The following is a 25,726-nucleotide window of genomic DNA, read 5'->3' as shown; positions in this document are numbered from 1 at the left end:
GATGACGAGTTCGAGGCGCGGCCGACCGGGAAGTGATTCCCGGTCGGCCGCTTCTTTTTTCGCCGCCACCGAGGTGGCCCGCAGCGTGGGCGGATCGGTGGCGTCTGCCGTGCGGAAATGGTCCGATCCCCGGGAGAAGCTGCTGCGCAGGCGACGCCGGGCGAACCGGCGCCGGATGCGGTACGGCACGGTCTCGGGTGTCTCCGCGGTGGGGACGGTCGGGCTGGTCGCGGCGTCGGCGCCGGAATGGTCGCTGATCGCGGGCGGAGGCGCGGCGGCGCTGTTCGCGGTTCCGACCGTCGCGGCGTGGCGAACCTATCGGAGGCTGGGCCGGATTCCGTTGCCTTCCCCGAGGCCTGCCCGCCGGGTACTCCCGCCGGTCGGTTCGGCGGCACGCGAGCCGGTCGCCCGGCTGCTGGGTGCGCAGACGAGCCTGCATCAGTTGCTCGGGGTGCTCACCAGGTCCGCGGTGGTGCCGGAGGAGGACATCGAGCAGATCGGCGAGACCGCCGCGGCGGCAGCCGCGGCGCTGCACGCCGTTGCCGACGACGTGGTCGCGATGGAGCGGGCGGGATCGACCGCCGCGGGGCTGCGGCTGGGGGACACGATCGATGTGACCGCGGCTCGACTGTCGGCGGGGGTGGAGCAGTACGAGGAACTGCTCGCATCGGTGGCGACGATGACCGTGCCCGCCGCGGCCGATTCGCTCGGCAGTCTCGAAAGGCAGCGGTCCGAGATGCTTTCGGCGTCGGACCGACTCGAGGGCTGGGCGTCCGCGCTCGAAGAGATCGCGTCGATCAGGCGCAGGCACTCGGTTTAGTCGTCGACTCCGCGCGCGGCCAGCGCCTCGCCCATGGCGTCGGCGGTTCGCAGCGCCCCCACCACGACAGGGACGGCGAGGGCCCGCAGCGAAAACCCCAGGCCCCTGGCCTTTCTCGCCTCCGTCACGTCCGACACCAGGCCGCTGAGCAGGGGGATGCACCGGAGGGTCATGGCGAGGACAAGCCCCACCCGATCCGGGTTGACGCCGAACCGCCGCAGCGGGGCCAGGATTCGCTGAAGGGAGTCCAGCATGTCCATGACCTTGGTGGTGAGCGTGATCAGCGCGGCGAGCGCCAGGGACAGCAACAGCACCCCGCACACCACCAGTGCGCGTCGCCAACCCGTGAAGATCACCTGAAACGCGCCGATGAAGAGCAGCATCCACAAGGCCGGACGCAGCTGCCCGAGCGCGAGCCGCGGTGGGATCCGCGCCAGCACGAATCCCGCGGCGACGAGCAGCGCGGCCGGGATCAGCTGCCAGGGCGCCCGGACCGCGACAGTCAGCGCGATGAGCGCGACGACGAGCCCGGCGAGCTTGGCGCCTGCGGGCGCACGATGCAGCAGCGACGTCCCCGGGTGGTAGATGCCGAGCGTGGTCACTGGACCAGTCGCCGGTAGAAACCGATCGCCTCGCCAGGGGCGCCGTCGGCGACGACCCGACCCGAATCGATCACCAGCACCCGATCGAAGTCGGCGAGCAGGTCGAGCTGGTGGGTCACCGCGATCACCTGCTGCCGGAGCGCGGCGATGGTGGCGGCCACCAGTCGGGTGTTACGCAGGTCGAGCAGCGTGGTCGGCTCGTCGGCGACGATCAGTTCGGGATCGGTCACCATGATCGCCGCGAGGGCCAGCAGCTGCTTCTGGCCGCCGGAGAGCAGATGCGTGGGATGCTCGGCGTGCCCGGCCAGGCCGAACGTCTCGAGCACCGTCGCGACGCGGTCATCGCGTTCCGCGGCGGGAAGCGGGCTGCGGCGCAACGAGAACGCGATGTCCTCCGCGACCGTCGGCATGATGATCTGGTGGTCCGGGTCGGTGAACACGAAGCCGACCTTTCGGCGCACCTTGCGGCCCTCGCGCGCGGTGTCGAGACCGTCCACCGTGACCCGCCCGCTACTGGGTGTCACCAGTCCGTTGATCATCCGGGCCAGGGTGGACTTGCCGCTGCCGTTCGCGCCGACGATCCCGATCCGCGCCTCGGTCAGCGTGAGTTCGACGTCGGCGAGGACCGCGCGCTCACCGTAGTGATGCGCGACGGACTCGAAGCGGATCTCGGGCATCGGATGGTCAGGCGGGATCGGCGGCAGGCGTGCGCGCCGGCGCCGCGCCGGTGAGCAATGCCGGGTAGGCACGGTGCACCTGGGCGGCGACGACCGCGGCCACGACGGCCTTGACGAGATCGCCGGGCACGAAGGTGCCGTTGGCGCTCAGCGCGGCCCACAAGGTGAGGTCGGTGCGGAGCATCATGCCCGCGATACCGAAGGCGTAGATCACCACGATCCCGCCGAGCGCGTTGATGACGATGCCGGCGAAGACGTTGTAGCGGGGCAGCATCTTGACGGTGAGCCAGCCGATCAGCGCGACGGCGGGGATCCAGCCGATCAGGAACCCACCGGTGACGCTGGAGAGGGAGGTGAGCGAGGTGCGGCCGCCTGCGAGCACGGGCAGGGCCAGGCCGAGCGCGATCACGGTGAGTACCGTCAGGACGCCCTTGCGGGGGCCGAGGAGCGCGCCCGCCACCATCACGCCGAGCGTCTGCAGCGTGATCGGGACGCCGGACGAGCCGATGGTGATCGTGCCGGGGAGCCCGAGCGCGATGATCAGCGCGGCGAACACCGCGATCTGGGCGAGATCGCGGGCAGTGGTGCGGGGGGCACCCGCGGTACGTGTAGACACGAGCGGTCGAGCTCCTTGCGAGTTCGGGGACAACCCGGTGAGCCTACCTCCTCAGGGATCACCCTGATCTTTCCCTGATCTTGCCTCTGAGCTGGTGCTTTTGTCGCCGGGGCGTGTCAGGCTGGACGCATGTTCTGGAAAATCGTAGGAATCGTGGCCGTGGTCTGGATCGCGCTCGCCGTGGTCGGCGCGCTGGTCAAGGGGCTGTTCTGGGTTCTGGTCGTCGGTGCGGTGGTGTTCGGGCTGTACCTGCTCTTCAAGGCGATGTCGGGCAGCGAGGCGAAGGACGTCACCAGGCTCTAGCGTGGCGTCGCGCAGTGCCGCCCCCGGCCGGGCATGCTGAGCGCATGGAGCCGATTCCCGAGGACTGGCAGCGGGGCGTCGTCATCGTCGCCCACCCCGACGACATCGAGTACGGGGCCGCCGCCGCGGTGGCCCGCTGGACCCGTCAGGGCAAGGACATCCGGTACGTCCTGGCGACCAGCGGTGAGGCGGGCATCGCGGGCCTGCCGCCAGCCGAGTGCGGGCCGCTGCGCGAGGAGGAGGAACGCCGCTCGGCGGCCGTCGTCGGCGTCAGCGAGGTCGAGTTCCTCCGGCACCCCGATGGCATGCTGCAGGAGGGGCTTGACCTGCGGCGCGACCTGGCGGCGGCGATCCGGCGGCATCGGCCGGAGTTCGTGCTCACCATGAACCATCGCGAGACCTGGGGGCCGGGCTTCCTCAACAGCGCCGACCATCGGGCGCTCGGGCAGAGCGCGCTCGACGCGGTGTCCGACGCCGCCAACGAATGGATCTTCCCGGAGCTGACCGAGCCCGCGTGGACCGGCGTTCGGTGGGTCGCGGTCAATGCCATGGTCGGCACGACCCACGCCGTCGATGTCGGTGACACGGTCGAGGTGGCGGTGGCCTCGCTTGCCGAACACAGCCGGTACCTCCAGGCGCTCAGCGATGTGCCGGCGGCGGAGCAGGCGCGCGCGCAGATCGAGATGGCCACCGGACCGAAGGAGGGTTTCGAGGCGGCTCGTGCCGTCGGGTTCGAGCTGTACCGGTTCTGACGGCCGGGCCGCTACCGGATCGGCGCCCCGACGATGACGGAGCCGGCCCCGGCAACCGCCTCGATGTCGATCGGCAGCGGGGCGACCCGCTCGCCGTCGGCGTACGCGGTGATGCCAGGCGCTTCGAGCCGGACGTGGCGGGACCGGAACGTCTGCACCTCGTCCAACTCGATGTGGGTGCCCTTGTAGACAGTCGGGAACAGGCGCACCAGTCGCAACCGGCTGCCCGCCGTCACCACGGTGACGTCCAGCAGCCCGTCGGTGACCTCGGCGTTCGGCGCGATCAGCATCCCGCCGCCGTACGAGGTGCCGTTGCCGACCGAGACCATCGCCGCATCCAGTTCGATGGTCTGGTCGTCGAGCACGATCCGGTAGGGGATCGAGCGCAGGCTCGCCAGTTCGACGAGCATCGCGACGTTGTAGCGCATCGGCCCGCGCGGCCAGCGCATCCGGTTCGCCCGGTCGGTGACCAGCGAGTCGAAGCCACTCGACAGGACGGTGCCGAACCAGCGTTCCCCGACCCGGGCGAGGTCGATCGCGGCGACGTCGCCGCGGGCGATGATGTCCGCCGCGGCGGCCGGGTCGTCCACCGGGATGTGGAACAGTCGGGCGTGGTCGTTGCCGGTGCCGCCCGGGATGATGCCGAGCGGGATGCCGCTCTGCGCCAACGCCTGCCAGGCGATGCTGATCAGTCCGTCGCCGCCTGCCGCGATCAGCGCGTCGGTGCCCTCGGCGACCGCCCTGCGGGCCAGCTCGAGCGCCTCGGCAGGGGAGTCGCCCTCGATCTCGGAGACCTGCACGCCGAGCTCGCGGAGCCGGGCGATCGCGGCCGCGGCGGCCTCGGGGGCGTGGCCGTTACCCGCGGCCGGATTGGTCAGAACCGTGACGGATCTCATGGAATTAGCTTGCCAGGGTTGAGGATTCCGGTGGGATCAACGGCATCCTTGACCGCCTGCAGCACCCGTCCGCCCAGCTCGCCGATCTCGTCGGTCATCCACGGGCGGTGGTCGCGCCCGACGGCGTGGTGGTGGGTGATGGTGGCGCCGACGGAGACGATCGCGTCGCCCGCGGCCTTCTTCGCGGCGGCCCACTGGGTCAGCGGATCGGCGGTCTGCGCGCAGACCACGGTGAAGTAGAGCGAGGCACCGGTCGGGTAGGTGTGCGAGATGTGGCACATCACCATGGCCGGGGTGCCCTGGGCGGTAAGCGATTCGGTGAGCGCGGCGGTGACGGCGGAGCGCAGGTTCGACAGGTTCGACCACGTCGTGGCCGTCTCCAGGGTCTCCACGATGGCACCGGCGTTGAGCAGCGCATCGCGCATGTACGGCGCGTCGAATCGGCCGTGCTCCCAGGACCTGGCGGGCTGCTGCCCCAGGTCGGTGCCGCCTGCCGCGGCGAGCAGGGCGCTCGCCTCCGCGTGCCGCGACTCCACGTGCGCCGCGCTGCCCTCGAAGGTGGTGATCGCGAGGCAGCCCGCCGCCGCGGGGCTCTCGCCGCCGATGTCGCCTGCCAGTGCCAGGTTGAGACCGGTCTCGGCCTCGTCCGACAGGCGCATGACGGTCGGTGTGGCGCCGGTTTGGATCACCGTGCGCAGGGCCGCGGCGCCGGTCTCGAAATCGGGGAACGACCACGCCTGGTAGGCGGTGGTCTCGGGGATCGGGTGTACCCGGACGGCGACCTCGGTGATGATCCCGAAGGCGCCCTCCGAGCCGACGAACAGCTCGCGCAGGTCGGGTCCGGCGGCGGACGCGGGCGCCCGGCCGAGGTCGAGGCTGCCTGCGGGGGTCGCCACCCGGATCTTCTGGACCATGTCGTCGAAGCGGCCGTAGCCGGCGGAGGCCTGGCCGGAGGACCTGGTCGCGGCGAAGCCGCCGATGGTGGCGAACTGGAAGCTCTGAGGGAAGTGTCCGAGCGAGAAGCCGTGGCTGCCAAGGAGCTGCTCGGCCTGCGGGCCGGTGACCCCGGCCTGCAGGGTCGCGATGCCGGATGTGGTGTCGAGGTCCAGCAGGGCGTCCAGTCGGCGCAGGTCGAGGGCGATCACCTCGGCGAATTCGCCTCGCGCCGGGTCGACTCCGCCGACCACGCTGGTGCCGCCGCCGAAGGGCACCGCCGCAATGGCCTCGGCCGCGCAGTACTGCAGCAGTGCCACCACCTCGTCGTGGGAACCGGGTCGCAGCACCGCGTCGGGTGCATCCTGAGGCTCGGCGTCCTTGCGGCGCAACAGGTCCGGCGTGCTCTTGCCGCCCGCGTGGCGGAGCCTGGTTGCGTCGTCGGTGCGTAGGTGTTCGGCGCCGATCAGGTCACCCAGCCCGGACCGGTGGCCCTCGGTCAGATTGGTCGGACGCAGCACCGCAGCGGATTCCTCGGGTGGCGGCGACTGTTCGCCGCTGACGCCGAGCGCCGCGCCGAGCAGGGCGAGTACCTGCGGCGAGAGCTGCTTGCGGAACTCGGCGACACCCCAGGCGTCCCACTCCATGGTGGGTGCCTCGGTGTCGGGGAACTGCGGACCGGTGGTCGGTTGCGGAGCTGCGGTGTCGGACATGCGTTACAGTGTTACACACGATGTCTATCCGTAACGCAGATAACCTGATTCTCGACGCGGCCCGCGCCTGCGTGCTCGAGTTCGGTCTGCGGCGAACCACCCTCGCGGAGATCGCCCGCCGCGCCGGAGTGAGCCGGCCGACCGTGTACCGACGCTGGCCGGATACCCAGGCCGTGGTCGCGGACCTGCTGACCAGGGAGATTCGGCAGGCGCTGCCCCAGATGTCCGGCTCGGGCGTGGCACGCGAGCTGATGGTGCGGGGCGTCGCCGAGACCGCCGAGACGGTGCGGACCCACCCGCTGTTCGTCAAGATCCTGCGCTCGGACCCCGAACTGCTCATCACCTACATCGTCGATCGGCTCGGCGCGAGCCAGCGGGCGATCGTCGAGGCACTCGCCCCGGTGGTCCGGATCGGTCAACACGACGGCTCGATCCGTGCGGGCGATCCCGTCGGCATCGCCACCATGATCCTGCTGATGGCGCAGTCCGCCGTGCAATCCGCGGGGATGGTCGCCGAGATCCTGCCCCCGGAGGCGCTGATCGCGGAACTCGCGCTCGCTGTCGACGCGTACCTCACTCCACGAGCACCCATCACAGAGGAGCAACGGTGAACCAGCAATCTCAGTCGGCGCTGAACGCGGACCGACGCGGCCGGGAACTGTCCGCGCTCGGCGACGGCGCCACGGTGGACGTGCTCGTGATCGGCGGCGGCATCACCGGTGTCGGCACCGCGCTCGACGCGGCGTCGCGCGGCCTGAAGGTGGTGCTCGTAGACAAGCACGACCTGGCGTTCGGGACGAGCCGATGGAGCTCGAAGCTCGCGCACGGCGGCCTGCGTTACCTAGCATCGGGAAACGTCGGTATCGCGCGGGAGAGCGCCGTCGAGCGCGGGATCCTGATGACCCGCACGGCCCCGCACCTGATCCGGGCGATGCCGCAGCTCGTGCCGCTGTTGCCGTCGGTCGGATTCTTCGAGAAGTCCCTGGTGCGAACGGGATTCCTGGCGGGCGACGTCCTGCGCGCCACCGCGAGGACGTCGGCGAAGGTGTTGCCTCGCTCGCGCCGGGTGTCCGCTGGCCGGGCCGCGGAGCTCGCGCCCGCGGTCCGGCGTGACGGCCTGCGCGGCGGACTGCTCGCGTTCGACGGCCAGCTCATCGACGACGCCCGGCTGGTGGTGGCCATCGCGCGCACCGCGGCGCAGCACGGGGCCACCGTCCTGACCCGGGTCGGCGCGTACGACGTGACCGGCACCTCGGCGCGGCTGCGTGACGAGATCACCGGCGAGGAGCTGACGATCCGGGCGCGCTCCGTGGTCAACGCGGCGGGCGTGTGGGCCGGGCAGGTTGACCCAGACATCCGGCTCAAGCCGAGCCGGGGAACCCACCTGGTGCTACCCGCGCAGGCGCTGGGCAATCCGACCGCGGCGCTGACGGTGCCGATCCCGGGGGAGACCAACCGCTTCGTCTTCGCGCTGCCCGCGCAGCTCGGTCGGGTCTACCTCGGCCTGACCGACGAGGCGATCGAGGGCGAGATCCCCGACGTGCCGCAGGCCGCGGGCTTCGAGATCGACTTCCTGCTCGACACGGTGAACACGGCGCTTGGGACGCCGCTGACCCGGGCGGACGTGCTGGCCACCTATTCGGGCCTACGTCCGCTGCTGGACACCGGTGAGGGCAAGACCGCCGATCTCTCGCGCAACCACGCGGTGCTCCGCTCGTCCAACGGTGTCATCAGCGTGGTCGGCGGCAAGCTCACCACCTATCGGAAGATGGCGCAGGATGCGGTCGACGCGGCCGTCCGCGCGGGCGGGCTCGCGGCGGGGCCGTGCGTGACGACGCGCCTTCCTGTGGTCGGCGCCGGACCGGTCGCGGGCGACCTGCCCGCCTCGCTGGTCGCCCGCTACGGCAGTGAGTCGGCTCAGGTAGCGGCGGCCGGTGCGCTGACCCCGATCGCCGAGGGCATCGACGTCACGCATGCCGAGCTGGCGTTCGCGGTCAGCCACGAGGGCGCCCTCGACGTCGAGGACCTGCTGGACCGTCGCACCCGTGTCGGGCTGGTGCCCGCGGATCGCGAACGGGCAACGGCGGCAGCCGAAGCCGCACTGGGCGGCCGCTGACTGTCCGCGAGCTAGTCGTTTTCGCGGTGGTATCCACCGAAACAGTGTGAAAATGACTAACTCGCGGGGATTTCTGACCGGGTCGCTTGAATTAGGACCGTTTCTGACCGCAATGGCTCGTAGCGTCATCCCTACCAACAACACGGGAAGGCCGAATCACATGAGCACCTCTCAGAACTCCGCCGCACAGTCCACCGTCACCGGCGAGCGCGCCGACATCCTGGCGATGCTCGCCGACCAGCGGCAGACCTTCCTCATCACCGTCCGCGGACTCGACGACGCGCAGGCGCGGACCCGGTCCACGGCAAGCGAACTCACCCTGATGGCGCTCGTCAAGCACGTTGCCGGCACCGAACGGGACTGGGTCGAGACGATGCTCGAGCGCGACGAGAACGCCGAGTTCGACATGGCGACCGCTACCGAGTCGTGGACCGTGGGCGAGGACGCGACGCTGGCCTCGCTGCTCGAGGACTACGCCGCCGTCGCCCGCGCCACCGAGGCGGCGGTGGCCGGGCTGCCGGACCTGGACCTGCCCATCCCGATGCCGACCGCGCCGTGGGCCCCCGAGCGCCAGTGGTGGACGGCCCGAAAGGTTCTGCTGCACATCCTCCGGGAGACCGCGCAGCACTCGGGTCACGCCGACATCCTCCGCGAATCGCTCGACGGCGGGAACACCACCATGCAGATGGGGGCGGACGCAGGCATGGAGTTCTGACCCGGCGCACCCCGTCGATCCGCGGAGTAGCGTCGGGCGCGTCTAGGGAGGCGAGAAGATGGAGCGCAGGAGCGATGCGTCGCGGACCCGTCGGCTCGGGGATCGGCGCTCAGCGTTCGAGCGGTTCGTCGAGCAGGCGGAACTGAGGGTCAGTCAGGCCCCATTCTTCTTCGTGTGTGCCGGGATCGTCGCCCTCTGGTTGATCAGCCTGCCGCTGTGGGCCGATCTCAAGGCCTGGCAGGTGGCCATCCATACGGTCGCGAGCGTCTTCACCTTGCTGCTTGTGGTGCTGCTGGAGAACTCGAGCCGTCGGGCCGACGAGGCCTCGCAGGAGAAGCTCAACGTCATCGCCGAGGCGGTGGCCGCGCTGATGGATTCATCCGCGGCCGATGACCCCGCCCTGCGTGAGGCGGCGGCGCGGCTCCGCGATGCCGTCGGCCTGGAGGAGCGTCACTGAGATTCTCCGCTCTCGGATGGACCGCCGCCCTTGCGGCTGTGGCACGCTGATCGGATGCGAGTCGCCGTCGTCGCCGGACCGGATCCGGGTCATGCCATTCCCGCTATTGCGCTTTGCCTCAAATTCATTGCGGCGGGGGATGATCCGGTTCTCTTCACCGGGGTTCGCTGGTTGGAGGCGGCGCGGGCGGCCGGCATCACCGCGCGCAAGCTGAAGGGGCTGGCCCCCCGGCCCGAAGACGACGACATGGACGCGGGCCAGCGGATCCACTCACGGGCGGCGCACATCTCCACCGAGGTGCTGCCCGACCTGAGCGTCATGCTGCCGGACCTGGTGGTCTCCGACATCCTCACCGCGGGCGGCGGGATGGCAGCCGAGCGTCTCGACGTGCCATGGGTGGAGCTGTCGCCGCACCCGCTGTACGCGGCCTCGAAGGGGCTGCCGCCCATCGGCAGCGGGCTCGCGCCGGGGGAGGGTCTACGCGGCCAGGCCAGGGACGCGCTGATGCGGGCCGCCACAGGGCGGTCGATCCGGCAGGGCGAGCGTCAGCGATCCGCCGCCCGGGTCGGCGTCGGGCTGCCGGCCACGGACCCAGGCCCGGTCGCGCGGCTGATCGCGACCCTGCCAGCGCTGGAGGTGCCGCGGCCGGACTGGCCGGAGAACGCGCACGTGATCGGTCCACTGCTGTGGGAGCCGACGGCGGAACTGCTGACGCCGCCCCCTGGCGACGAGCCGCTGGTGATGATCGCGCCGTCGACCGCGTTCACCGGAGCCGACGGGATGCTGGAGACCGCGCTGGAGGCGCTCGACGGCGCGGGCGTGCGGGTGGTCGCCTCGATGCTCGACGCGCCGCCGACCGAGCTGCCGGACTGGGCGCGTGCCGGGCTGGGCCGACAGGACGCGTTGCTCGCGCAGTCCGCCGCGGTCGTGTGCGGCGGCGGTCACGGCATGCTGGCCAAGACCCTGCTTGCCGGGGTCCCGGCCGTCACGGTGCCGGGCGGCGGGGACCAGTGGGAGCTGGCGAACCGCGCATCCAGGCAGGGCAGCGCCGTGGTGGTGCGCCCGCTCGGGGTGGACGCCCTGCGTGAGGCGGTCCTGCGGGTCCTCGCCGAGCCTGGGTTCGGGGAAGCCGCCGCGCGTGCGGCCGCGGGGCTGACGGAGGTGGCCGATCCGGTGGCGGTGTGCAGGGCGGCGGCCCGGTGACGGTGCGCGCTACGGTTGTCTGGTGCGTCTGACCGAGTTCAACGAGATGGTCCACGGCGAGTTCGGCCGACTGTACGGCGAATCGCTGCTGGTGGACCACGTCTTGATCAGCCTGGGTGGCAAGACCGCGGCCGAGGCCATCGAGGCAGGTCGCGACCCCCGTGAGGTCTGGCGGGCGCTGTGCGCCGAGTTCGAGGTCCCGCGCGCACGCTGGTGACCGGAATCGATCGATCCCGCGCCACGCCGCCACGGTTAGTTGACTCGAACAGGTGTTCCCCTATGCTGGGTTCTGTTCGGTGATCTCGCGAATCGGCGGCGTTGTTCGATCGACACAGTCGGCTGATCGACGAACTTGTCGGTACCCCGCTCTAACGTGACGGCATCGCTGAAACAGATCGCTGATGAAGCCCAGATCGCTGGACGAGTCGTTGACTTAAGGAGAACCGAAGATGGCACCACAGGCACACGATCGCGACAAGGCGCTCGAGCTCGCACTGGCGCAGATCGACAAGAACTTCGGCAAGGGTTCGGTGATGCGGCTCGGGGACGAGTCTCGTCAGCCCATCGCGGTGATCCCGACCGGGTCGATCGCGCTGGACGTCGCCCTCGGGATCGGCGGTCTGCCGCGCGGTCGCGTCATCGAGATCTACGGTCCGGAATCCTCCGGTAAGACCACCGTCGCTCTGCATGCGGTCGCCAACGCGCAGGCCAACGGCGGTATCGCGGCCTTCATCGACGCCGAGCACGCGCTCGATCCGGACTATGCCAAGAAGCTCGGCGTCGACACCGATGCGCTGCTGGTCTCCCAGCCGGACACCGGCGAGCAGGCGCTGGAGATCGCGGACATGCTGATCCGCTCCGGCGCGCTCGACATCCTGGTCGTCGACTCGGTTGCGGCGCTGGTGCCCCGCGCCGAGATCGAGGGCGAGATGGGTGACAGCCACGTCGGTCTGCAGGCGCGCCTGATGAGCCAGGCGCTGCGCAAGATCACGGGAGCGATGAGCAATTCCGGCACCACCGTCATCTTCATCAACCAGTTGCGCGAGAAGATCGGTGTCATGTTCGGCTCGCCGGAGACCACCACCGGCGGTAAGGCGCTGAAGTTCTATGCGTCGGTTCGGATGGACATCCGGCGAATCGAGACGTTGAAGGACGGCTCGGATGCGGTCGGTAACCGCACCCGCATCAAGGTGGTCAAGAACAAGATGGCGCCGCCGTTCAAGCAGGCCGAGTTCGACATCCTCTACGGCCACGGAATCAGCAAGGAAGGCTCGCTGATCGACATGGGCGTCGAGCACGGCTTCATCCGGAAGTCGGGTTCCTGGTTCACCTATGAGGGTGACCAGCTGGGTCAGGGTAAGGAGAATGCCCGCAAGTTCCTGCTGGAGAACACCGACATCCGTGACGAGATCGAGAAGAAGATCAAGGAGAAGCTGGGCATCGGCGCCGACGTGACGGCGGACGAGGCGCCCGCGGCCCCCGTCGACTTCTAGGACCGGCAATGCGTTCCGGTGACGCCGAAGCCCGGAGCCCGGCCGCCAAGGAGGCGCAGGCGAAGGACGTGTGCCTGCGCCTCCTGACGGATCGGGCGCGCAGCCGGGCGGAACTGGCGAAGAAGCTGGCGGACAAGGGCTTCGACGAGGACGTCGCCGGGCGGGTGCTCGACCGGCTCACCGCGGTCGGCCTGGTCGACGATGCGTCCTTCGCGGCCCAGTGGGTGCATTCGCGGCACACCTACTCCGGCAAGGGAAAGCGTGCGCTGGCGATGGAGTTGCGCACCAAGGGTGTCGCACCGGAGATCGCGGCGCAGGCGCTGGACCAGATCGACGGCGACGACGAGCGGGTCCGCGCCACCGCACTGGTCCACCGGAAGCTGCGCACCATGTCGCTGGACTTCGAGGTGGACGGGCCGGGTGGGCGTAGCAGCGAACGTGACCGGGCCGTGCGTCGGCTGGTCTCGATGCTGGCCCGGCGGGGATTTCCGCAGGGAATGGCCTTCGACATCGTGAAAACCGAACTCGCGCAGGCGGGTGCGGAGACGGACGGGTTGTAGCATTCCGGCATGCGCAGCGACCTGATGAAGAATGCCGAACGCAGCGGTGAGCCGGGAACTTTCGTCCTACAGAACCCCCGAATGCTCAAGGTGGACCTGGCAGGGGCCGGTGGACACTTCCTTGCCCGCCAGGGATCCATGGTCGCGTACCAGGGCGACGTCGACTTCGCGTACCAGGGCAGCGGCGGACTCGGCAAGCTGTTCAAGAAGGCGCTCACCGGCGAGGGCATGTCGCTGATGAAGGTGTCCGGCAGCGGCGACGTCTTCCTCGCCCGCGACGCCGACGAGATCTTCCTGCTCGAACTCGAAGACGAATCGGTGACCGTCAACGGAGCGAACGTGCTCGCGTTCGAGAGCTCGCTGAGCTGGGACATCAATCGAGTCGAGGGTGCGTCGATGCTCAGCGGCGGGTTGTTCAACACCACGTTCACCGGTCGCGGCGTGCTCGCGATCAACATTCACGGCACCCCCGTCGTGCTGAACGTGGACACCCCCACGTATGTCGACATGCAGAGCGCGGTGCTGTGGTCGACCGGTCTGCAGTCGACCATCCGCAAGACGGCGAAGATGGCCGCCGCCATCGGCCGCGGCTCCGGCGAGGCTTACCAGTTGTGCCTCACCGGTAGCGGACTGGTCGTCGTCCAGGCCTCCGAGGGACATCCTGTCCCGCAACACTGATCGGTGGCCCGAGGCGCGATGAGCACCAACGGTCTGTACCCCGCGATCGAGCCATTCGACCAGGGGATGCTCGAGGTCGGCGACGGTCACCGCCTCTACTGGGAGGTCAGCGGCAACCCCGACGGCAAGCCGGTGGTCGCGTTGCACGGCGGCCCGGGCTCCGGTGCCACACCCGGGATGCGTCGCTATTTCGACCCAGCGGCGTATCGCGTCGTGCTGTTCGACCAACGCGGGTGCGGCCGCAGCACCCCGCACGCGAGCGACCCCGGGGTCGACCTGTCCACAAACACGACCGACCACCTGGTCGCGGACCTCGAGGCCCTGCGCCGCCACCTGGGAATCGACCAGTCGATGGTGTTCGGCTGGTCTTGGGGTTCGACCCTCGGGTTGGCGTACTCGCAGCAGTACACGGAGCGCGTCACCGAGATCGTCCTCGCCTCAGTGGTCACCACCGGACGGCGCGAGGTGGAGTGGGTGACCCGCGACATGGGCCGGATCTTTCCCGCGCAGTGGCGCCGTTTCCGTGACGGCGTGCCCGAGGAGGAGCGTGAGGGATCGCTTCCCGCGGCCTACGCGCGGTTGCTCTCGCACCCGGACCCAGCGGTCCGGGAGAAGGCCGCGGTGGATTGGTGTGACTGGGAGGACTGGCATGTAGCCGTGCACCGGCCGTACCGCCGCAGTCCCCGGTACGACGACCCGATATTCCGAATGTGCTTCGCGCGACTGGTCACGCATTACTGGAGTCATGCCGCGTGGCGGTCCGACGGTGCACTGCTGCGCGGGGTCGAACGGATAGCGCACGTGCCGGCCGTCCTGGTCCACGGTCGGCTCGACATCAGCGGCCCTGTGGACATCGCCTGGGAGCTGGCCGCGGACTGGACGGCCTGCGAGCTGATCGTGATCGACGACGCCGGCCACTCGCCGGGGGATCGCGGCATGCTGGAGGCCCTTGTCGCGGCGACGGATCGATTCGCGCTCACCGGCGCCCTGTCCTGAGCCAGGGGATCAGTCGCCGGTGATGTCGATGCCAGGCGCGGCGGCGGCCGCGCCACCCACCGGGGTCACCTTGCCGCGCTTGCCCGTTCGCAGTCGCTTCTCGATCCGGGTGGCGAGCATTGTCAGCGCCGAGTTCAGCACGATCATGATGGCGGCGACCACCAGCAGCGCCGGCAGGTAGTTGCCGTAGAACGAGCCGAGCTGCTGCCCCGAGCGGACCACCTCGATGTAGCCGATCAGGTAGCCGAGCGCGGAGTCCTTCAACGCGACCACCATCTGGGAGATGATCGCGGGCAACATCGCCGTCACCGCCTGAGGCAGCAGGATCGTCCGCATGACCATGCTCTTGCGCATGCCGAGCGCCTTCGCGGCCTCGGTCTGGCCCTTCGGGAGCGACCGGATGCCTGCGCGGACGATCTCGGCGATCACCGATCCGTTGTAGAGCGTCAGTCCGGTGACCACGGCGGCGAGCGCCAGGTATTTCGACTTGAAGATCTGGTAGTCGGCGAACAGCTGGTAGGCGAAGATCATCAGGATCAGCACCGGGATCGCGCGGAACAGCTCGACGAAGAATCCGGCGACGCTCCGGACGATCCGGTGATCGGACAGCCGTGCGATGCCGAGCACGGCGCCGAGGATCAGCGCGAGCACGATCGAGATCGCCGCGGCGATCAGGGTGCCCCGAATGCCGGGGATCAGGTACGTCGTCCAGGACGTGGACTCGGTGAACGGGCTCCACTTGTCGGAGGTGAGCTGACCCTTCGAGTCCAGCGCGCGGTAGACGAGGTAACCGAGGACACCCAGGGCCACCGCCACCGCCACCGACAGCAGCCGGTAGAGATTGCGCGCCTTGGGTCCGGGGACGTCGTAGAGGACGGTCGGTTCGGCTCTCATCGGGCCACCTCCAGTCGCTTGCCGAGATACCCGAACAGCAGGCCCATCGGAAGCGTCAGGATCACGAACCCGAGCGCGAAGATGCCGCCGACCACGAAGATGGCGGCCTCGTTCTCGATCATCGTCTTCATCAGCAGCGACGCCTCGGCGACGCCGATCACCGAGGCGATCGTCGAGTTCTTGGTCAGCGCGATCAGGACGCTGCCCAGGGGCGCGATCACGGACCGGAACGCCTGCGGCAGCACGATCAGGCGGAGGTTCTGCGCAAAGGTCAGGCCGAGCGAGCGTCCCGCCTCCGCCTGACCGACATGCACGGTGTTGATCCCGGCGCGCAGTGACTCGCAGACGAAGGCCGCCGTGTACACGCTCAATCCCAGAACCGCGAGTCGAATGTTGTTGTCCACCAGCGACGTCGGTGAGCTTTCCGGTGCCAGTCGGACGCCCATCGTCTGGTAGAGGCCGAACGAGCAGAAGATGATGATCAGCGTGAGCGGGGTGTTGCGGAAGATGGTCACGTACGCGGTGCCGATCCACCGGGCCACCGGGATGGGGGAGACCCGCATCGCGGCCAACACGGTGCCGATGACGAGCGCGCCGCCCGCAGACAGCGCGGTCAGCTTGATCGTCATCCAGAACGCGGAGATCAGTTGATCCCAATACTCACTGAGCAGGTCCACGTGGCCTCTCCCGGGGTGATGATGCGGATACGCCGCAGTTGCGCGGTCACGGACTGCCCGCAGCCCGTGACCGCACCACTGGCGCGCAGCGCCTGCTAGTAGCGGTCGACGGTGGGCGGTGCCGGGATCTGGTAGCCGGCCCCGACGTTCTTCTCCAGCGAGGCCTGCCAGGAGCCGTCCTCGATCATCGCCTCGATCGCGTCGTTGATCTTGCCGCGGGTCTCGGTGTCGCCCTTGGAGAGTCCGATGCCGTATCGCTCGGTGCTGAACGTCTGGCCCACGACCTTGAGCTCACCCGGGTACTGGGCCGCGTAACCCGCCAGAATGATGTCGTCGGTGGTCACCGCGTCCACGGCGCCGTTGCGCAGGGCTTCGACGCAGGCCGAGTACGTGTCGAACTCCTGCAGCTGAACCTGCGGATCCTCCTTGATCCGCTGCGCAGGCGTCGAGCCGGTCACCGAGCACACCCGCTTACCGCCAAGCGACTCGCGACCGGTGATGTCGGTGTTGTCGGACTTGACCAGCAGGGACTGGCCGGCGACGAAGTACGGCCCGGCGAAGTCCACCTTCTCCTTGCGGGCGTCGGTGATCGAGTAGGTTGCGACGACGTAGTCGACCTCGCCGTTCTGGATCAGCGTCTCGCGCTGGGCCGACGGCGACTCCTTGAACGTGATGCCCGAGGCGGGCACACCGAGCTTGTCGGCCACATACGTGGCGACGTCGACGTCGAAGCCGCTGAACGTGCCGTCCGGGTTGCGCACCCCGAGCCCGGGCTGGTCGAACTTGATGCCGACGGTGAGTTCGCCGGACTCCGCACTCTGGGTGGCGCTCTTCTGCTCGTCGCCCCCGCAGGCCGTGGCGACGACGGCGATGGCGACCAGGCCGACGCCGAGGCGTAGCGCGCGATTGATCCTCATGGTGTTCCTCTCTGTGGTCAGAACATTGGTGAAGCGTGGTGGCTCAGCGACTCAGTGGCCCAGGATCTTGCCCAGAAAGTCCTTGGCGCGGTCGGTCTTCGGTGTGGTGAAGAACGTCTCCGGATCGGTGTCCTCGACGATCAGGCCATCGGCCATGAACAGGACACGGTTGCCCGCCTTGCGGGCGAACCCCATCTCGTGGGTGACCACGAGCATCGTCATGCCCTCCTTCGCCAGCGAGACCATCACGTCGAGAACCTCGCTGACCATCTCCGGGTCCAGCGCGGAGGTCGGCTCGTCGAACAGCATCACCTTCGGGTTCATCGCCAGCGCCCGCGCGATCGCGACCCGCTGCTGCTGCCCGCCGGAGAGCTGCGCCGGGTACTTGTCCGCCTGGTCGGCGATGCCGACACGTTCGAGCAGTTCCGTCGCCCGCTGCTTGGCTTCGCTCTTGGTCTTCTTGCGCACCTTGACCGGCCCGAGCATCACGTTCTCGAGAATCGTCTTGTGCGCGAACAGGTTGAAGGACTGGAACACCATTCCGACGTCCGCCCGCAGCGCCGCGAGGGCCCGACCCTCGGCGGGCAACTCCTTGCCGTCGACCGCGATGGTTCCGGAGTCGATCGGTTCGAGCCGGTTGATCGTGCGGCACAGCGTGGACTTGCCGGACCCGGACGGCCCGAGCACGATCACGACCTGGCCGGTCGGAACCTCGAGGTCGATATCGCGAAGCACGTGCAGATCACCGAAGTGCTTCTGCACCGACTTCATCGAGATCATGGTGGGGGAGTCGGCCACCGACGTGGCTGCCCCCGATTCACCCGCGTTCGTCATAGCCCAAGACCCTAGGTGTTGGAGCGGGCCCACCGCATCCTTTGCGCGCCGCGCCGCGCCTTCGGAAATCGAGGTGATCGCCGATGGTGTGCGCTGTTTCGGTGTCCCGGTAGGTTGGCCTGGCCGAACGCGACGGGAAGTAAAGGGGAGCGCGATGACCGGGGACCTGACCTGCCGGGCGGACGTCGAGGCCCTGCTGCGCCGGTTCTACGGCCGCGCCCTGGTCGACGATCTGCTCGCGGAGCCGTTCACTGAGGTGCGCGAGCAGGGCCTCGAGTCCCACCTGCCGGTGATGTGCGACTTCTGGGAGACGGTGCTGTTCGGCGCCGGGACATACCGGGGCAGCGCGCTGCGGGTGCACCAGCGCGTCCGCGCACAGCACCCGTTCGGTGCCCGGCACTTCGACCGCTGGCTCACGCTCTGGCACCAGACCGTCGACGAGATGTACGCAGGCCCGCACGCGGACCGGGCCAAGGTCCAGGGCGCGGGGATCGCGACGTCGATGAATCGACGGTTGTCCGGGCTGCCCAGTGTCGCGGCCGAAGCCCTCCGCCTCGGCGCGGCGGGGCAGGCGCCGCTGACCTGAGTCACCGGCAACGTGGGCGTGCAAGCGGCCACGGCGGGGGCCGTACCCTTGTTGACGTGGACACGATCGACCGACCGACCCCCCCGGCCCGTAGCTATGAAGTACGCACCTTCGGCTGCCAGATGAACGTGCACGACTCCGAGCGGTTGTCCGGCCTGCTCGAGGACGCCGGGTACACCAAGGCGGCACCGGGGTCCGATCCCGACCTGCTCGTGTTCAACACCTGCGCAGTCCGCGAGAACGCCGACAACAAGCTGTACGGCACCCTCGGCATGCTCCGCCCGACCAAGGCGTCGCACCCCGGCATGCAGATCGCCGTCGGCGGATGCCTCGCGCAGAAGGACCGCGACACCGTGGTCAAGAAGGCGCCCTGGGTCGATGTGGTGTTCGGCACCCACAACATCGGGTCGCTGCCGACCCTGCTCGACCGGGCCCGGCACAACCAGCGAGCCGAGGTGGAGATCCTCGAGTCGCTCGAGGCCTTCCCCTCCACCCTGCCCGCCAAGCGCGAGTCCGCGTACGCGGGCTGGGTGTCCATCTCGGTCGGCTGCAACAACACCTGCACGTTCTGCATCGTGCCCGCGCTGCGCGGCAAGGAGGTGGATCGCCGTCCCGGCGACATCCTCGCCGAGGTGCAGGCCCTGGTCGACGAGGGTGTCCTCGAGGTGACCCTGCTCGGCCAGAACGTGAACTCCTACGGCGTCTCCTTCGCCGACCCCGACGCCCCCCGGGACCGGGGCGCCTTCGCGGCGCTGCTCAGCGCCTGCGGGCACATCGAGGGACTCGAGCGGGTCCGCTTCACCTCCCCGCACCCCGCCGAGTTCACCGACGACGTGATCGAGGCGATGGCCGCCACCCCCAACGTGTGCCCACAGCTGCACATGCCGCTGCAGTCCGGCTCCGACCGCGTGCTCAAGGCCATGCGCCGCTCGTACCGCAAGGCCAAGTTCCTCGGCATCATCGAGAAGGTCCGCGCTGCCATGCCGCACGCGGCCATCACCACCGACATCATCGTGGGCTTCCCCGGCGAGACCGAGGAGGACTTCCAGGAGACCCTCGACGTCGTCCGGAAGGCGCGCTTCACCAGTGCCTTCACCTTCCAGTACTCCAAGCGGCCCGGTACCCCGGCCGCGGAGATGGAGGGTCAGCTGCCGAAGGCGGTGGTCCAGGAACGCTACGAACGGCTGATCGAGCTGCAGGAACAGATCACCCTCGAGGAGAACCAGAAGCTGCTCGGCGCCGAGGTGGAGCTGCTCGTCGCGGCGGGCGAGGGCCGCAAGAACGAGGCGACGCAGCGGATGAGTGGCCGCGCCCGCGACGGCAGGCTCGTGCACTTCCGCCCGGAGGGCAGGCTCGACGGCGACATCCGCCCCGGCGATGTGATCACCGCGACGATCACCGGCGCCGCGCCGCACCACCTGATCGCCGACGGCCCGGTGCTCACCCACCGCCGCACCAGGGCCGGCGACTCTCACGAACGTGGCATCACCCCCAAGACGCCGCCCATCGGCGTGGGGCTGGGCCTACCGCAGATCGGCGCGCCCGCGCCGCTGCCCACCGCGACGGAATGTGGAGCATGAGCAAAGACGCGCACGAGGACCCGATCGAGCAGTACCGCAAGGACATCGACGCCGCCGAGCGGAAGGTCGCCGGGGAGATCGACCCCGGCATGCGCGCGGTCGTCGTCGCGGTGGCCGTGCTGGTGCTGCTGCTCTCGTTCATGCTGCCGCACGCCGGATCCGCGAACGGGTGGGACGTGCTCGCCGGGGACGACACCGCGATCGCGGAGTCCATCGCGCTGCCGTCGCGCGTGTTCGTGTGGCTGGCAATGGTGTTCGGCGTCGGGGTGAGCGTGCTGGCCCTGGTCACCCGGCGCTGGGCGCTGGCCTGGATCGCGTCGGCCGGCTGCGCGGTGGCCTCGGTGTTCGGCATGCTGGCCATCTGGTCCAGGCAGACGCTCCCCGCCACGGATCCGGGTGGTGGCCCCGGCATCGGCCTGATCCTCGGTTGGATCGCGGTCATAGTGCTGACCTTCCACTGGCTGAAGGTGGTCTGGAGCCGTACCTCCGTGCAGTTGGCCGCGGAGCAGGAGCGCAGGCAGCGGACCGCCGAGGCCGAGCAGCGCTCGATCTGGGACGACAAGAAGGACTGAGGCCCGCCGTCGGATCTGCTCGACGCAGGGGAGCCGCGCCCTTCATGCTGTGTGCATGCTCGGTCGCCAACGCGGGGTCATCGACGTGGGCCGTGCCCTCGGCGCGGTGCCGCCTGCGGCCGGCGCGGCGGCCATGGCCAGCGGGATCGTGTCGGTCGCGTTGCACCTGGCCGGCATCGAGTGGTTCTCGATATTCTGGCTGGTCATCGGCGTCGTCATCTGGACGATGCTCGTCGGCATCTTTTTTGCCAGGCTGATCGGCGATCGAGCCCGCTGGGTCGGCGAGGCAGATACCCCGGCGGCGCTGACCGCTGTCGCGGCGACCACCGTGCTCGGCACCAGGGTCGCCCTGCTGGGCGGGGACACGATCGCGGTGGTCGCGCTTGGTGTCGCGGTCATCGTGTGGGTGGTGCTGATGCCCGCGGTGATCAGCTACTGGACCGGACCGACCGCCGGGGCTTATTTCCTGCTGTGCGTGGCGACCGAGGGACTGGCCGTGCTGGGCGCCACCCTTGCGGTGGAGTTGCCCGCGCCGGGCCTGACCGCGGTGGCGGTGGCGGTGTCCGTCCTCGGACTGATCGCCTATGGCCTGGTGCTTTCGCGATTCTCGTTCGCACAGTTCAAGACCGGCGCGGGCGACCAGTGGGTGTGTACCGGCGCGCTCGCCATCAGCGGCCTCGCGGCGGGCAGGCTCATCACGGCGACGGAATCGGCGGGCTGGAGTGGCTGGCCGACCACCGCCATCCGGATCGCCGCGATCGTGATCGTCGTCCTGGACCTGACCGGATACCTGGCGCTGGCGGTCTGTGAGGTGCGCTGGCCCCGCCCCGGATTCGACATCCGACGGTGGTCGACGGCGTTCCCGATGGGGATGACCGCCGCGGCCACGATCACCGTCGGCACCGCGATCGGCCAGCCGTGGCTGAGGACGGTCGGGCTCGTGCTGATCTGGCCCGCCGTGGCGGTGTGCCTGATCCTGCTGATCGCCTCCGCCAGGCAGCTGGTGTCCGCGGGAGCCGCGGACACCAGTTCCGGCTAGAGCCCGTTGACCGCGCCCTCGGCGGCCTCGGCCCACTCCCGCCACTGCTGCGCCTGTGCGAGGGCCTTCTCGGCGTCCTTGGTCTTGCCCGCGGCGGTCGCCTTCGCGGCCTGGTCCTCGAACTGGGCGACCCGCTCCCGGAACTGGGCTGCACGGGCCATTGCCTCGGGATCGGTTCGGCGCCACTGGGAATCGACGGCGTCGCGCACCCGCTTCTCGATCGAGCGCAGCTTGCCCTCGAGATCGTGCATCCGCTCGCGGGGCACCTTGCCGATGGCGTCCCACTTGTCCTGCAGGTCCCGCAACGCGGCGCGGGCGGCCTCGAGGTCCTGGTCCGGATCGATGTCGCCTGCCTCGCGCAGCAACGCCTCCTTGGCGACGGCGTTGTCGTCGAACTCCGCATCGCGCTCGGACGCCGCGGCGTTGCGGGCGGCGAAGAACACGTCCTGGGCGCCCTTGAACCGCTTCCACAGTGCGTCGTCGGCGTCCCGCGGCGCCCGCCCGGCGGCCTTCCACTCGGTCAGCAGGTCACGGAAGGCACCCGCCGTCGGACCCCAATCGGTGGAGTCGGACAGCGCCTCCGCGCGGACCACGAGCTCCTCCTTGACGACCTTCGCGGACGCGCGGTCCCGGTCGAGCTCGGCGAAATGCGCGCCGCGACGCCGGTTGAACGCCTCGCGGGCCTTCGAATACCGCTTCCACAGCGCGTCGTCGACCTTGCGGTCCACCCCGCGGATCGTCTTCCACTCGTCGAGGATCTCGCGCAGCCGGTCGCCCGCGGCCTTCCACTGGGTGGACTCGGCGCCGATCTGCTCGGCCTCCGTGGCGAGCTCCTCCTTGCGGTGGGTGTGCTCTTCGCGCTCGTGCTCGCGTTCGGCCTTCGCGGCCACCGCGGCCTGCTCGGATTCCGCGACGATCACGTCCAGCCTGCGGGCGAGCGCATCGATGTCGCCGATCACGGCGGCGGTCGGCAGCGACTCCGACAGTGCGGCGGCGGCGGTCTTGGTCTTCTTCGCGTCGCCGGCACCGGAGACGAGCCGGGCCTCCAGCAGCGCGACCTCGGTGGCCAGGTCGTCGTAGCGGCGACCGAAGTGGGCCAGGCCCTCGGCCGCGTCACCGGCCTGCCAGGAGCCGATCTGACGTTCGCCGTCGGGGGTCTTGACCCAGGCGGTGCCGTCCTCGTCGACCCGGCCGAAGAGGCTGGGGTCGCTCGGCGGAGCCACGGTCGGCGCGTGCGCTGCTGCGGGGGTGGGCCCGGTGGCCGACGGCCTGACCGCGCCGGGCTTGGGTGCGCCGGGCTTGGGTGCTCCGGGCTTCGGGGCGCCTGGCTTGGGTGCGCTGCTGTCGGTCATGACTCCTCATCTCTGCCGCGCGTCACGGCTGCCGGTGCATGTTCGTCTCAGGCCGCAGGCAAATCCGGGTTCTATTCAACCCGGTGCAAGCGGCCACGACTATTGAAACAGGTCAGACCCCGAAGTCGGGGATTCTGGCGTCGACTACCGTGGCCCAGTGTGTTCACCGCCGCGGCCCTCGTCTCCTCGCCACCCCTGCTGATACCCGAGTTGGCGGGCAGCGCGGCGGCGGAGACGGAAGAGCTGCGCCTGGCCTCGACGGAGGTGGCCGCCCGGCTCGGCGGCCTCGCGACGCACTGGACCGCGATCGGGGTCGGCCGCACCGAATGCGAGATCCCGGCGACGGCGGCCGGCACCTTCCGCGGATTCGGCGCCGACGTGCGGGTCGCGTTGTCCGATGCAGCGACCGGGGCCGCCGACCCGGACCTGCCGCTGGCCGCGCTGATCGCCGGCTGGCTGCGCGCCGCCGTGCCTGCCGAGACCGTCGTGGACGCGATCATCGTGGCCGAGGACACCTCCCCGGTGTACTGCGCCGAGCTCGGGGCACGGCTGCGTGAACGCCTCGACGCGGATCCGCAACCTCACGGCGTCCTCCTGATCGCCGACGGCGCCCGAACGCTGACCGCCAAGGCGCCGGGCGCGTTCGATGATCGGGCACCCGCCGCACAGGAAGAACTCGACCGGGCACTGGATTCCGGGGACGCCGAGTACCTGGCCGAACTCGACCCGGTCGCCTGCCTCGACATCGGGATCGAGGGGCGCGCGGCCTGGCAGGTGCTGGCCGGGCTGTTCGGCGGACCCCCGAGCGAGAGCCGGACCCACTACCGCGGCGCCCCCTACGGCGTCGGCTATCACGTCGGCATGTGGTTGCCGTGACGTCGCGCACGCCAACCCCGATCGCCGTCGTCGGCCCGACCGCGACCGGCAAGTCGGACCTCGGACTCGACCTCGCCCAGCGGCTCGGCGGCGAGATCGTCAACATCGACGCGATGCAGCAGTACCGCGGAATGGACATCGGCACCGCCAAGTTGCCGACGGATCAGCGCCGCGGCGTTCCGCACCACCAACTCGACGTGCTCGATGTCACCGAGACGGCCACCGTCGCGAACTATCAGAGTTCGGCCAGGGCCGATGTGGAGGCAATCGCCGCCCGCGGCGCGGTGCCGATCATCGTCGGCGGTTCGATGATGTACGTGCAGTCCCTGCTCGACGACTGGTCGTTCCCCGCTACCGATCCCACCGTGCGGGCGCGCTGGGAGGCGGTGCTGGCCGAGCGCGGTGTCGCGGGAGTGCACGCGGAACTGGTCAAGGCGGACCCCGAGGCCGCAGCCACGATCCTGCCGACCGACGGCAGGCGGATGGTGCGGGCCCTCGAGGTCGTCGAACTCACCGGACGGCCGTTCGCCGCGTCCGCGCCCGCCATCGGCGAACCGCGTTGGGGGACCGTTGTTCTCGGCGTCGACCGCGACACCACCGAACTCGACGAACGGATCGGCCTGCGCACCCGGTCGATGTTCGACGGCGGGCTCGTCGAGGAGGTGCTCGGCCTGATCGAGGTGGGCCTGCGCGACGGCGTCACCGCGCCGCGCGCCATCGGCTACGCCCAGGTGCTGGCCGCCCTCGACGGCGAGTACGACATGGCCCAGGCCCAGGAACGGACGCTGATCGGGACGAGGCGATACGTCCGCAGGCAGCGTTCCTGGTTCCGGCGCGACCAGCGGGTGCGCTGGCTCGACGGCGGCGACCGCGATGTGATTTCGAAAGCTATGACGATTGTGGGGAGCCAGTGAGCAAGAAGCCGGTCAGCAAGTTCGGGGCCCGCGACGCCAGGGTGACGGTGCGCAATGCGCGCTTCCAGCAGTGGGAGTCGTACCTGAACACCCGCGCCAAGCGGACGAAGGCGGCGCGGTTCCTGATCCAGGGGGTGCGCCCGCTGACCCTCGCGATCGAGCACGACTGGCCGCTGGAGACGCTGCTGTACCGGATCGACGGACCGCCGCTCTCGGCGTGGGCCCGCGAGATCCTCGACGGCTGGAAGCACGAGAAGGTCGGCGTCAGCGGTGAACTGATGGCGGAGCTGGGGGAGAAGGACGCCTCGCCCGAGCTCATCGCCATCGCCAAGCAGCGGCACCGCGGGCCCGGATCGCTCGCCCTCGCCGGTCCGGCGCCGCTGCTCGTGGTGGTCGACCGGCCCTCGTCGCCTGGGAACCTGGGCACCCTCATCCGGTCCGCCAACGCGTTCGGGGCGGACGCGGTGATCGTCGCCGGCCACGCCGCCGACCCGTACGACCCGCAGTGCGTGCGCGCCTCGACCGGATCGCTGTTCGCGGTGCCGGTGCTGACCGTCGCCGACGCGGACGAGGTGCTGGCGTACCGGGCCAGGGCCCGCGACGGCGGCACCGAGCTGCGGATCGTCGGCACCGACGAGGACGGCGACATGGCGATCTTCCAACACGACTTCACCGGCGGCACGATCCTGGTGATCGGCAACGAGACCCGCGGGATGAGCGCGTCCTGGCGCGCGGCCTGCGATGTCACCGTGAGCATCCCGATCGGCGGCGCGGCCAGCTCCCTCGGCGCGCCCAGCGCGGGCGCGGTCTGCCTCTACGAGATCGCGAGGCAGCGCGGATGAGCGACGAGTGGGACTCGGACTGGCAGTCGCACCCCGATCTGTCGGCGTCGGCCCTCGCCAACCGGCTCGCCGGGCGGATGGCCCTGTTCGCCGGTGTCGGCGAGCCGTACCCG

At 69.9% G+C, this 25,726-nt stretch carries 30 protein-coding genes; 20 read left to right on the top strand and 10 right to left on the bottom strand.

Annotation, left to right across the window (positions count from 1 at the left end; all coding sequences use genetic code 11):
• Position 1: 1 nt before the first annotated feature.
• A complete protein-coding gene (locus ACFXMV_RS07980; protein ID WP_378613105.1) occupies positions 2–820 on the top strand; it encodes a hypothetical protein in 819 nt (272 codons plus the stop codon).
• Here ACFXMV_RS07980 and ACFXMV_RS07975 read toward each other — a convergent pair.
• The 3 genes from ACFXMV_RS07975 to ACFXMV_RS07965 are packed head-to-tail and all read right to left on the bottom strand — an operon-like array spanning position 817 to position 2,715.
• On the bottom strand, positions 817–1,422 hold the full coding sequence (locus ACFXMV_RS07975) for an energy-coupling factor transporter transmembrane component T family protein (protein WP_378501281.1): 606 nt from the start codon (positions 1,420–1,422) through the stop codon (positions 817–819). The two genes, ACFXMV_RS07980 and ACFXMV_RS07975, sit on opposite strands and share 4 nt — an antisense overlap.
• Positions 1,419–2,099, bottom strand: coding sequence for an energy-coupling factor ABC transporter ATP-binding protein (locus tag ACFXMV_RS07970; RefSeq protein WP_378501282.1), 681 nt, complete (start codon positions 2,097–2,099; stop codon positions 1,419–1,421). The genes ACFXMV_RS07975 and ACFXMV_RS07970 overlap by 4 nt, the downstream gene beginning before the upstream one ends.
• 7 nt (positions 2,100–2,106) lie before the next feature.
• Positions 2,107–2,715 (bottom strand): biotin transporter BioY, encoded by a 609-nt coding sequence (locus ACFXMV_RS07965; RefSeq protein ID WP_378501283.1) that lies wholly within the window; start codon positions 2,713–2,715, stop codon positions 2,107–2,109.
• Between the two features lie 129 nt (positions 2,716–2,844).
• On the opposite strand from ACFXMV_RS07965, the gene ACFXMV_RS07960 reads away from it, so the two are divergent.
• Both ACFXMV_RS07960 and ACFXMV_RS07955 read left to right on the top strand, forming a co-directional pair.
• Positions 2,845–3,018 carry a hypothetical protein gene (locus tag ACFXMV_RS07960; RefSeq protein WP_378501284.1) on the top strand — a complete coding sequence of 58 codons (174 nt, stop codon included), beginning with the start codon at positions 2,845–2,847 and terminating at the stop codon, positions 3,016–3,018.
• Positions 3,019–3,062: 44 nt separating this feature from the next.
• Positions 3,063–3,770 carry a PIG-L deacetylase family protein gene (locus ACFXMV_RS07955; protein WP_378501285.1) on the top strand — a complete coding sequence of 236 codons (708 nt, stop codon included), beginning with the start codon at positions 3,063–3,065 and terminating at the stop codon, positions 3,768–3,770.
• An 11-nt stretch (positions 3,771–3,781) separates the two neighbouring features.
• Here the strand turns inward: ACFXMV_RS07955 and ACFXMV_RS07950 are convergent, their stop codons facing one another.
• Both ACFXMV_RS07950 and ACFXMV_RS07945 read right to left on the bottom strand, forming a co-directional pair.
• The gene (locus ACFXMV_RS07950) at positions 3,782–4,666 is read right to left on the bottom strand and encodes a diacylglycerol kinase (protein WP_378501286.1); all 885 of its coding nucleotides are present in this window, start codon (positions 4,664–4,666) and stop codon (positions 3,782–3,784) included.
• On the bottom strand, positions 4,663–6,246 hold the full coding sequence (locus ACFXMV_RS07945; RefSeq protein ID WP_378502868.1) for an FAD-binding oxidoreductase: 1,584 nt from the start codon (positions 6,244–6,246) through the stop codon (positions 4,663–4,665). The genes ACFXMV_RS07950 and ACFXMV_RS07945 overlap by 4 nt, the downstream gene beginning before the upstream one ends.
• 86 nt (positions 6,247–6,332) lie before the next feature.
• On the opposite strand from ACFXMV_RS07945, the gene ACFXMV_RS07940 reads away from it, so the two are divergent.
• The 10 genes from ACFXMV_RS07940 (at position 6,333) to pip (ending at position 14,530) form a co-directional block, all read left to right on the top strand.
• The gene (locus ACFXMV_RS07940; RefSeq protein ID WP_378501077.1) at positions 6,333–6,923 is read left to right on the top strand and encodes a TetR/AcrR family transcriptional regulator; all 591 of its coding nucleotides are present in this window, start codon (positions 6,333–6,335) and stop codon (positions 6,921–6,923) included.
• Complete coding sequence (locus ACFXMV_RS07935) at positions 6,920–8,428, top strand: glycerol-3-phosphate dehydrogenase/oxidase (protein ID WP_378502844.1); 1,509 nt, start codon at positions 6,920–6,922, stop codon at positions 8,426–8,428. The genes ACFXMV_RS07940 and ACFXMV_RS07935 overlap by 4 nt, the downstream gene beginning before the upstream one ends.
• Before the next feature lie 160 nt (positions 8,429–8,588).
• On the top strand, positions 8,589–9,143 hold the full coding sequence (locus ACFXMV_RS07930) for a DinB family protein (RefSeq protein WP_378501075.1): 555 nt from the start codon (positions 8,589–8,591) through the stop codon (positions 9,141–9,143).
• 58 nt (positions 9,144–9,201) lie between these two features.
• Entirely contained in the window at positions 9,202–9,600 is a 399-nt protein-coding gene (locus ACFXMV_RS07925) for a low affinity iron permease family protein (RefSeq protein WP_378501074.1), read from the top strand.
• A gap of 54 nt (positions 9,601–9,654) precedes the next feature.
• The gene (locus tag ACFXMV_RS07920) at positions 9,655–10,803 is read left to right on the top strand and encodes a glycosyltransferase (protein ID WP_378502843.1); all 1,149 of its coding nucleotides are present in this window, start codon (positions 9,655–9,657) and stop codon (positions 10,801–10,803) included.
• Positions 10,804–10,825: 22 nt separating this feature from the next.
• Complete coding sequence (locus tag ACFXMV_RS07915) at positions 10,826–11,020, top strand: DUF3046 domain-containing protein (RefSeq protein ID WP_378502842.1); 195 nt, start codon at positions 10,826–10,828, stop codon at positions 11,018–11,020.
• A 232-nt stretch (positions 11,021–11,252) separates the two neighbouring features.
• Entirely contained in the window at positions 11,253–12,296 is a 1,044-nt protein-coding gene (gene recA / locus ACFXMV_RS07910) for a recombinase RecA (protein ID WP_378502841.1), read from the top strand.
• A gap of 8 nt (positions 12,297–12,304) precedes the next feature.
• The gene (gene recX / locus ACFXMV_RS07905) at positions 12,305–12,856 is read left to right on the top strand and encodes a recombination regulator RecX (RefSeq protein ID WP_378502439.1); all 552 of its coding nucleotides are present in this window, start codon (positions 12,305–12,307) and stop codon (positions 12,854–12,856) included.
• A gap of 9 nt (positions 12,857–12,865) precedes the next feature.
• Positions 12,866–13,534, top strand: a complete 669-nt coding sequence (locus tag ACFXMV_RS07900; RefSeq protein WP_378502840.1) for an AIM24 family protein — start codon at positions 12,866–12,868, stop codon at positions 13,532–13,534.
• Positions 13,535–13,552: 18 nt separating this feature from the next.
• Positions 13,553–14,530 (top strand): prolyl aminopeptidase, encoded by a 978-nt coding sequence (gene pip, locus ACFXMV_RS07895; protein WP_378500866.1) that lies wholly within the window; start codon positions 13,553–13,555, stop codon positions 14,528–14,530.
• A 9-nt stretch (positions 14,531–14,539) separates the two neighbouring features.
• On the opposite strand, the gene ACFXMV_RS07890 is transcribed toward pip, so the two are convergent.
• The 4 genes from ACFXMV_RS07890 to gluA form a co-directional block, all read right to left on the bottom strand.
• Complete coding sequence (locus ACFXMV_RS07890; RefSeq protein WP_378502839.1) at positions 14,540–15,424, bottom strand: amino acid ABC transporter permease; 885 nt, start codon at positions 15,422–15,424, stop codon at positions 14,540–14,542.
• Positions 15,421–16,101, bottom strand: coding sequence for an amino acid ABC transporter permease (locus ACFXMV_RS07885; RefSeq protein WP_378502838.1), 681 nt, complete (start codon positions 16,099–16,101; stop codon positions 15,421–15,423). Before ACFXMV_RS07885 ends, ACFXMV_RS07890 begins: the two co-directional genes overlap by 4 nt.
• A gap of 95 nt (positions 16,102–16,196) precedes the next feature.
• Entirely contained in the window at positions 16,197–17,018 is an 822-nt protein-coding gene (locus tag ACFXMV_RS07880; RefSeq protein ID WP_378500869.1) for a glutamate ABC transporter substrate-binding protein, read from the bottom strand.
• A 51-nt stretch (positions 17,019–17,069) separates the two neighbouring features.
• Complete coding sequence (gluA, locus tag ACFXMV_RS07875; RefSeq protein WP_378500872.1) at positions 17,070–17,798, bottom strand: glutamate ABC transporter ATP-binding protein GluA; 729 nt, start codon at positions 17,796–17,798, stop codon at positions 17,070–17,072.
• Positions 17,799–18,006: 208 nt separating this feature from the next.
• On the opposite strand from gluA, the gene ACFXMV_RS07870 reads away from it, so the two are divergent.
• Genes ACFXMV_RS07870 through ACFXMV_RS07855 form a run of 4 tightly spaced genes read left to right on the top strand, consistent with a single transcriptional unit; the run spans position 18,007 to position 21,629 of the window.
• Entirely contained in the window at positions 18,007–18,438 is a 432-nt protein-coding gene (locus ACFXMV_RS07870; RefSeq protein WP_378500870.1) for a group III truncated hemoglobin, read from the top strand.
• Between the two features lie 56 nt (positions 18,439–18,494).
• A complete protein-coding gene (gene miaB, locus ACFXMV_RS07865) occupies positions 18,495–20,018 on the top strand; it encodes a tRNA (N6-isopentenyl adenosine(37)-C2)-methylthiotransferase MiaB (RefSeq protein WP_378502837.1) in 1,524 nt (507 codons plus the stop codon).
• Complete coding sequence (locus ACFXMV_RS07860; protein ID WP_378502282.1) at positions 20,015–20,590, top strand: hypothetical protein; 576 nt, start codon at positions 20,015–20,017, stop codon at positions 20,588–20,590. The genes miaB and ACFXMV_RS07860 overlap by 4 nt, the downstream gene beginning before the upstream one ends.
• Before the next feature lie 55 nt (positions 20,591–20,645).
• Entirely contained in the window at positions 20,646–21,629 is a 984-nt protein-coding gene (locus ACFXMV_RS07855; RefSeq protein ID WP_378502281.1) for a tellurite resistance/C4-dicarboxylate transporter family protein, read from the top strand.
• On the opposite strand, the gene ACFXMV_RS07850 is transcribed toward ACFXMV_RS07855, so the two are convergent.
• Positions 21,626–22,981: a DUF349 domain-containing protein gene (locus tag ACFXMV_RS07850; RefSeq protein ID WP_378502836.1), complete on the bottom strand. Its 1,356-nt coding sequence runs from the start codon at positions 22,979–22,981 to the stop codon at positions 21,626–21,628. The two genes, ACFXMV_RS07855 and ACFXMV_RS07850, sit on opposite strands and share 4 nt — an antisense overlap.
• Positions 22,982–23,140: 159 nt before the next feature.
• On the opposite strand from ACFXMV_RS07850, the gene ACFXMV_RS07845 reads away from it, so the two are divergent.
• The 3 genes from ACFXMV_RS07845 to ACFXMV_RS07835 are packed head-to-tail and all read left to right on the top strand — an operon-like array spanning position 23,141 to position 25,613.
• Entirely contained in the window at positions 23,141–23,857 is a 717-nt protein-coding gene (locus tag ACFXMV_RS07845; protein ID WP_378501638.1) for a hypothetical protein, read from the top strand.
• Positions 23,845–24,771, top strand: a complete 927-nt coding sequence (gene miaA / locus ACFXMV_RS07840; RefSeq protein ID WP_378501639.1) for a tRNA (adenosine(37)-N6)-dimethylallyltransferase MiaA — start codon at positions 23,845–23,847, stop codon at positions 24,769–24,771. Before ACFXMV_RS07845 ends, miaA begins: the two co-directional genes overlap by 13 nt.
• Positions 24,768–25,613 (top strand): TrmH family RNA methyltransferase, encoded by an 846-nt coding sequence (locus tag ACFXMV_RS07835; protein ID WP_378501640.1) that lies wholly within the window; start codon positions 24,768–24,770, stop codon positions 25,611–25,613. The genes miaA and ACFXMV_RS07835 overlap by 4 nt, the downstream gene beginning before the upstream one ends.
• The last annotated feature ends 113 nt before the right edge of the window (positions 25,614–25,726 follow it).

Origin of the sequence: Rhodococcus sp. NPDC059179, assembly GCF_042754885.1 — a bacterium.
GTDB lineage: Bacteria > Actinomycetota > Actinomycetes > Mycobacteriales > Mycobacteriaceae > Rhodococcus_G.
The sequence above is the reverse complement of the archived record's forward strand: the minus strand, read 5'-3'. Positions and strand labels throughout refer to the sequence as shown.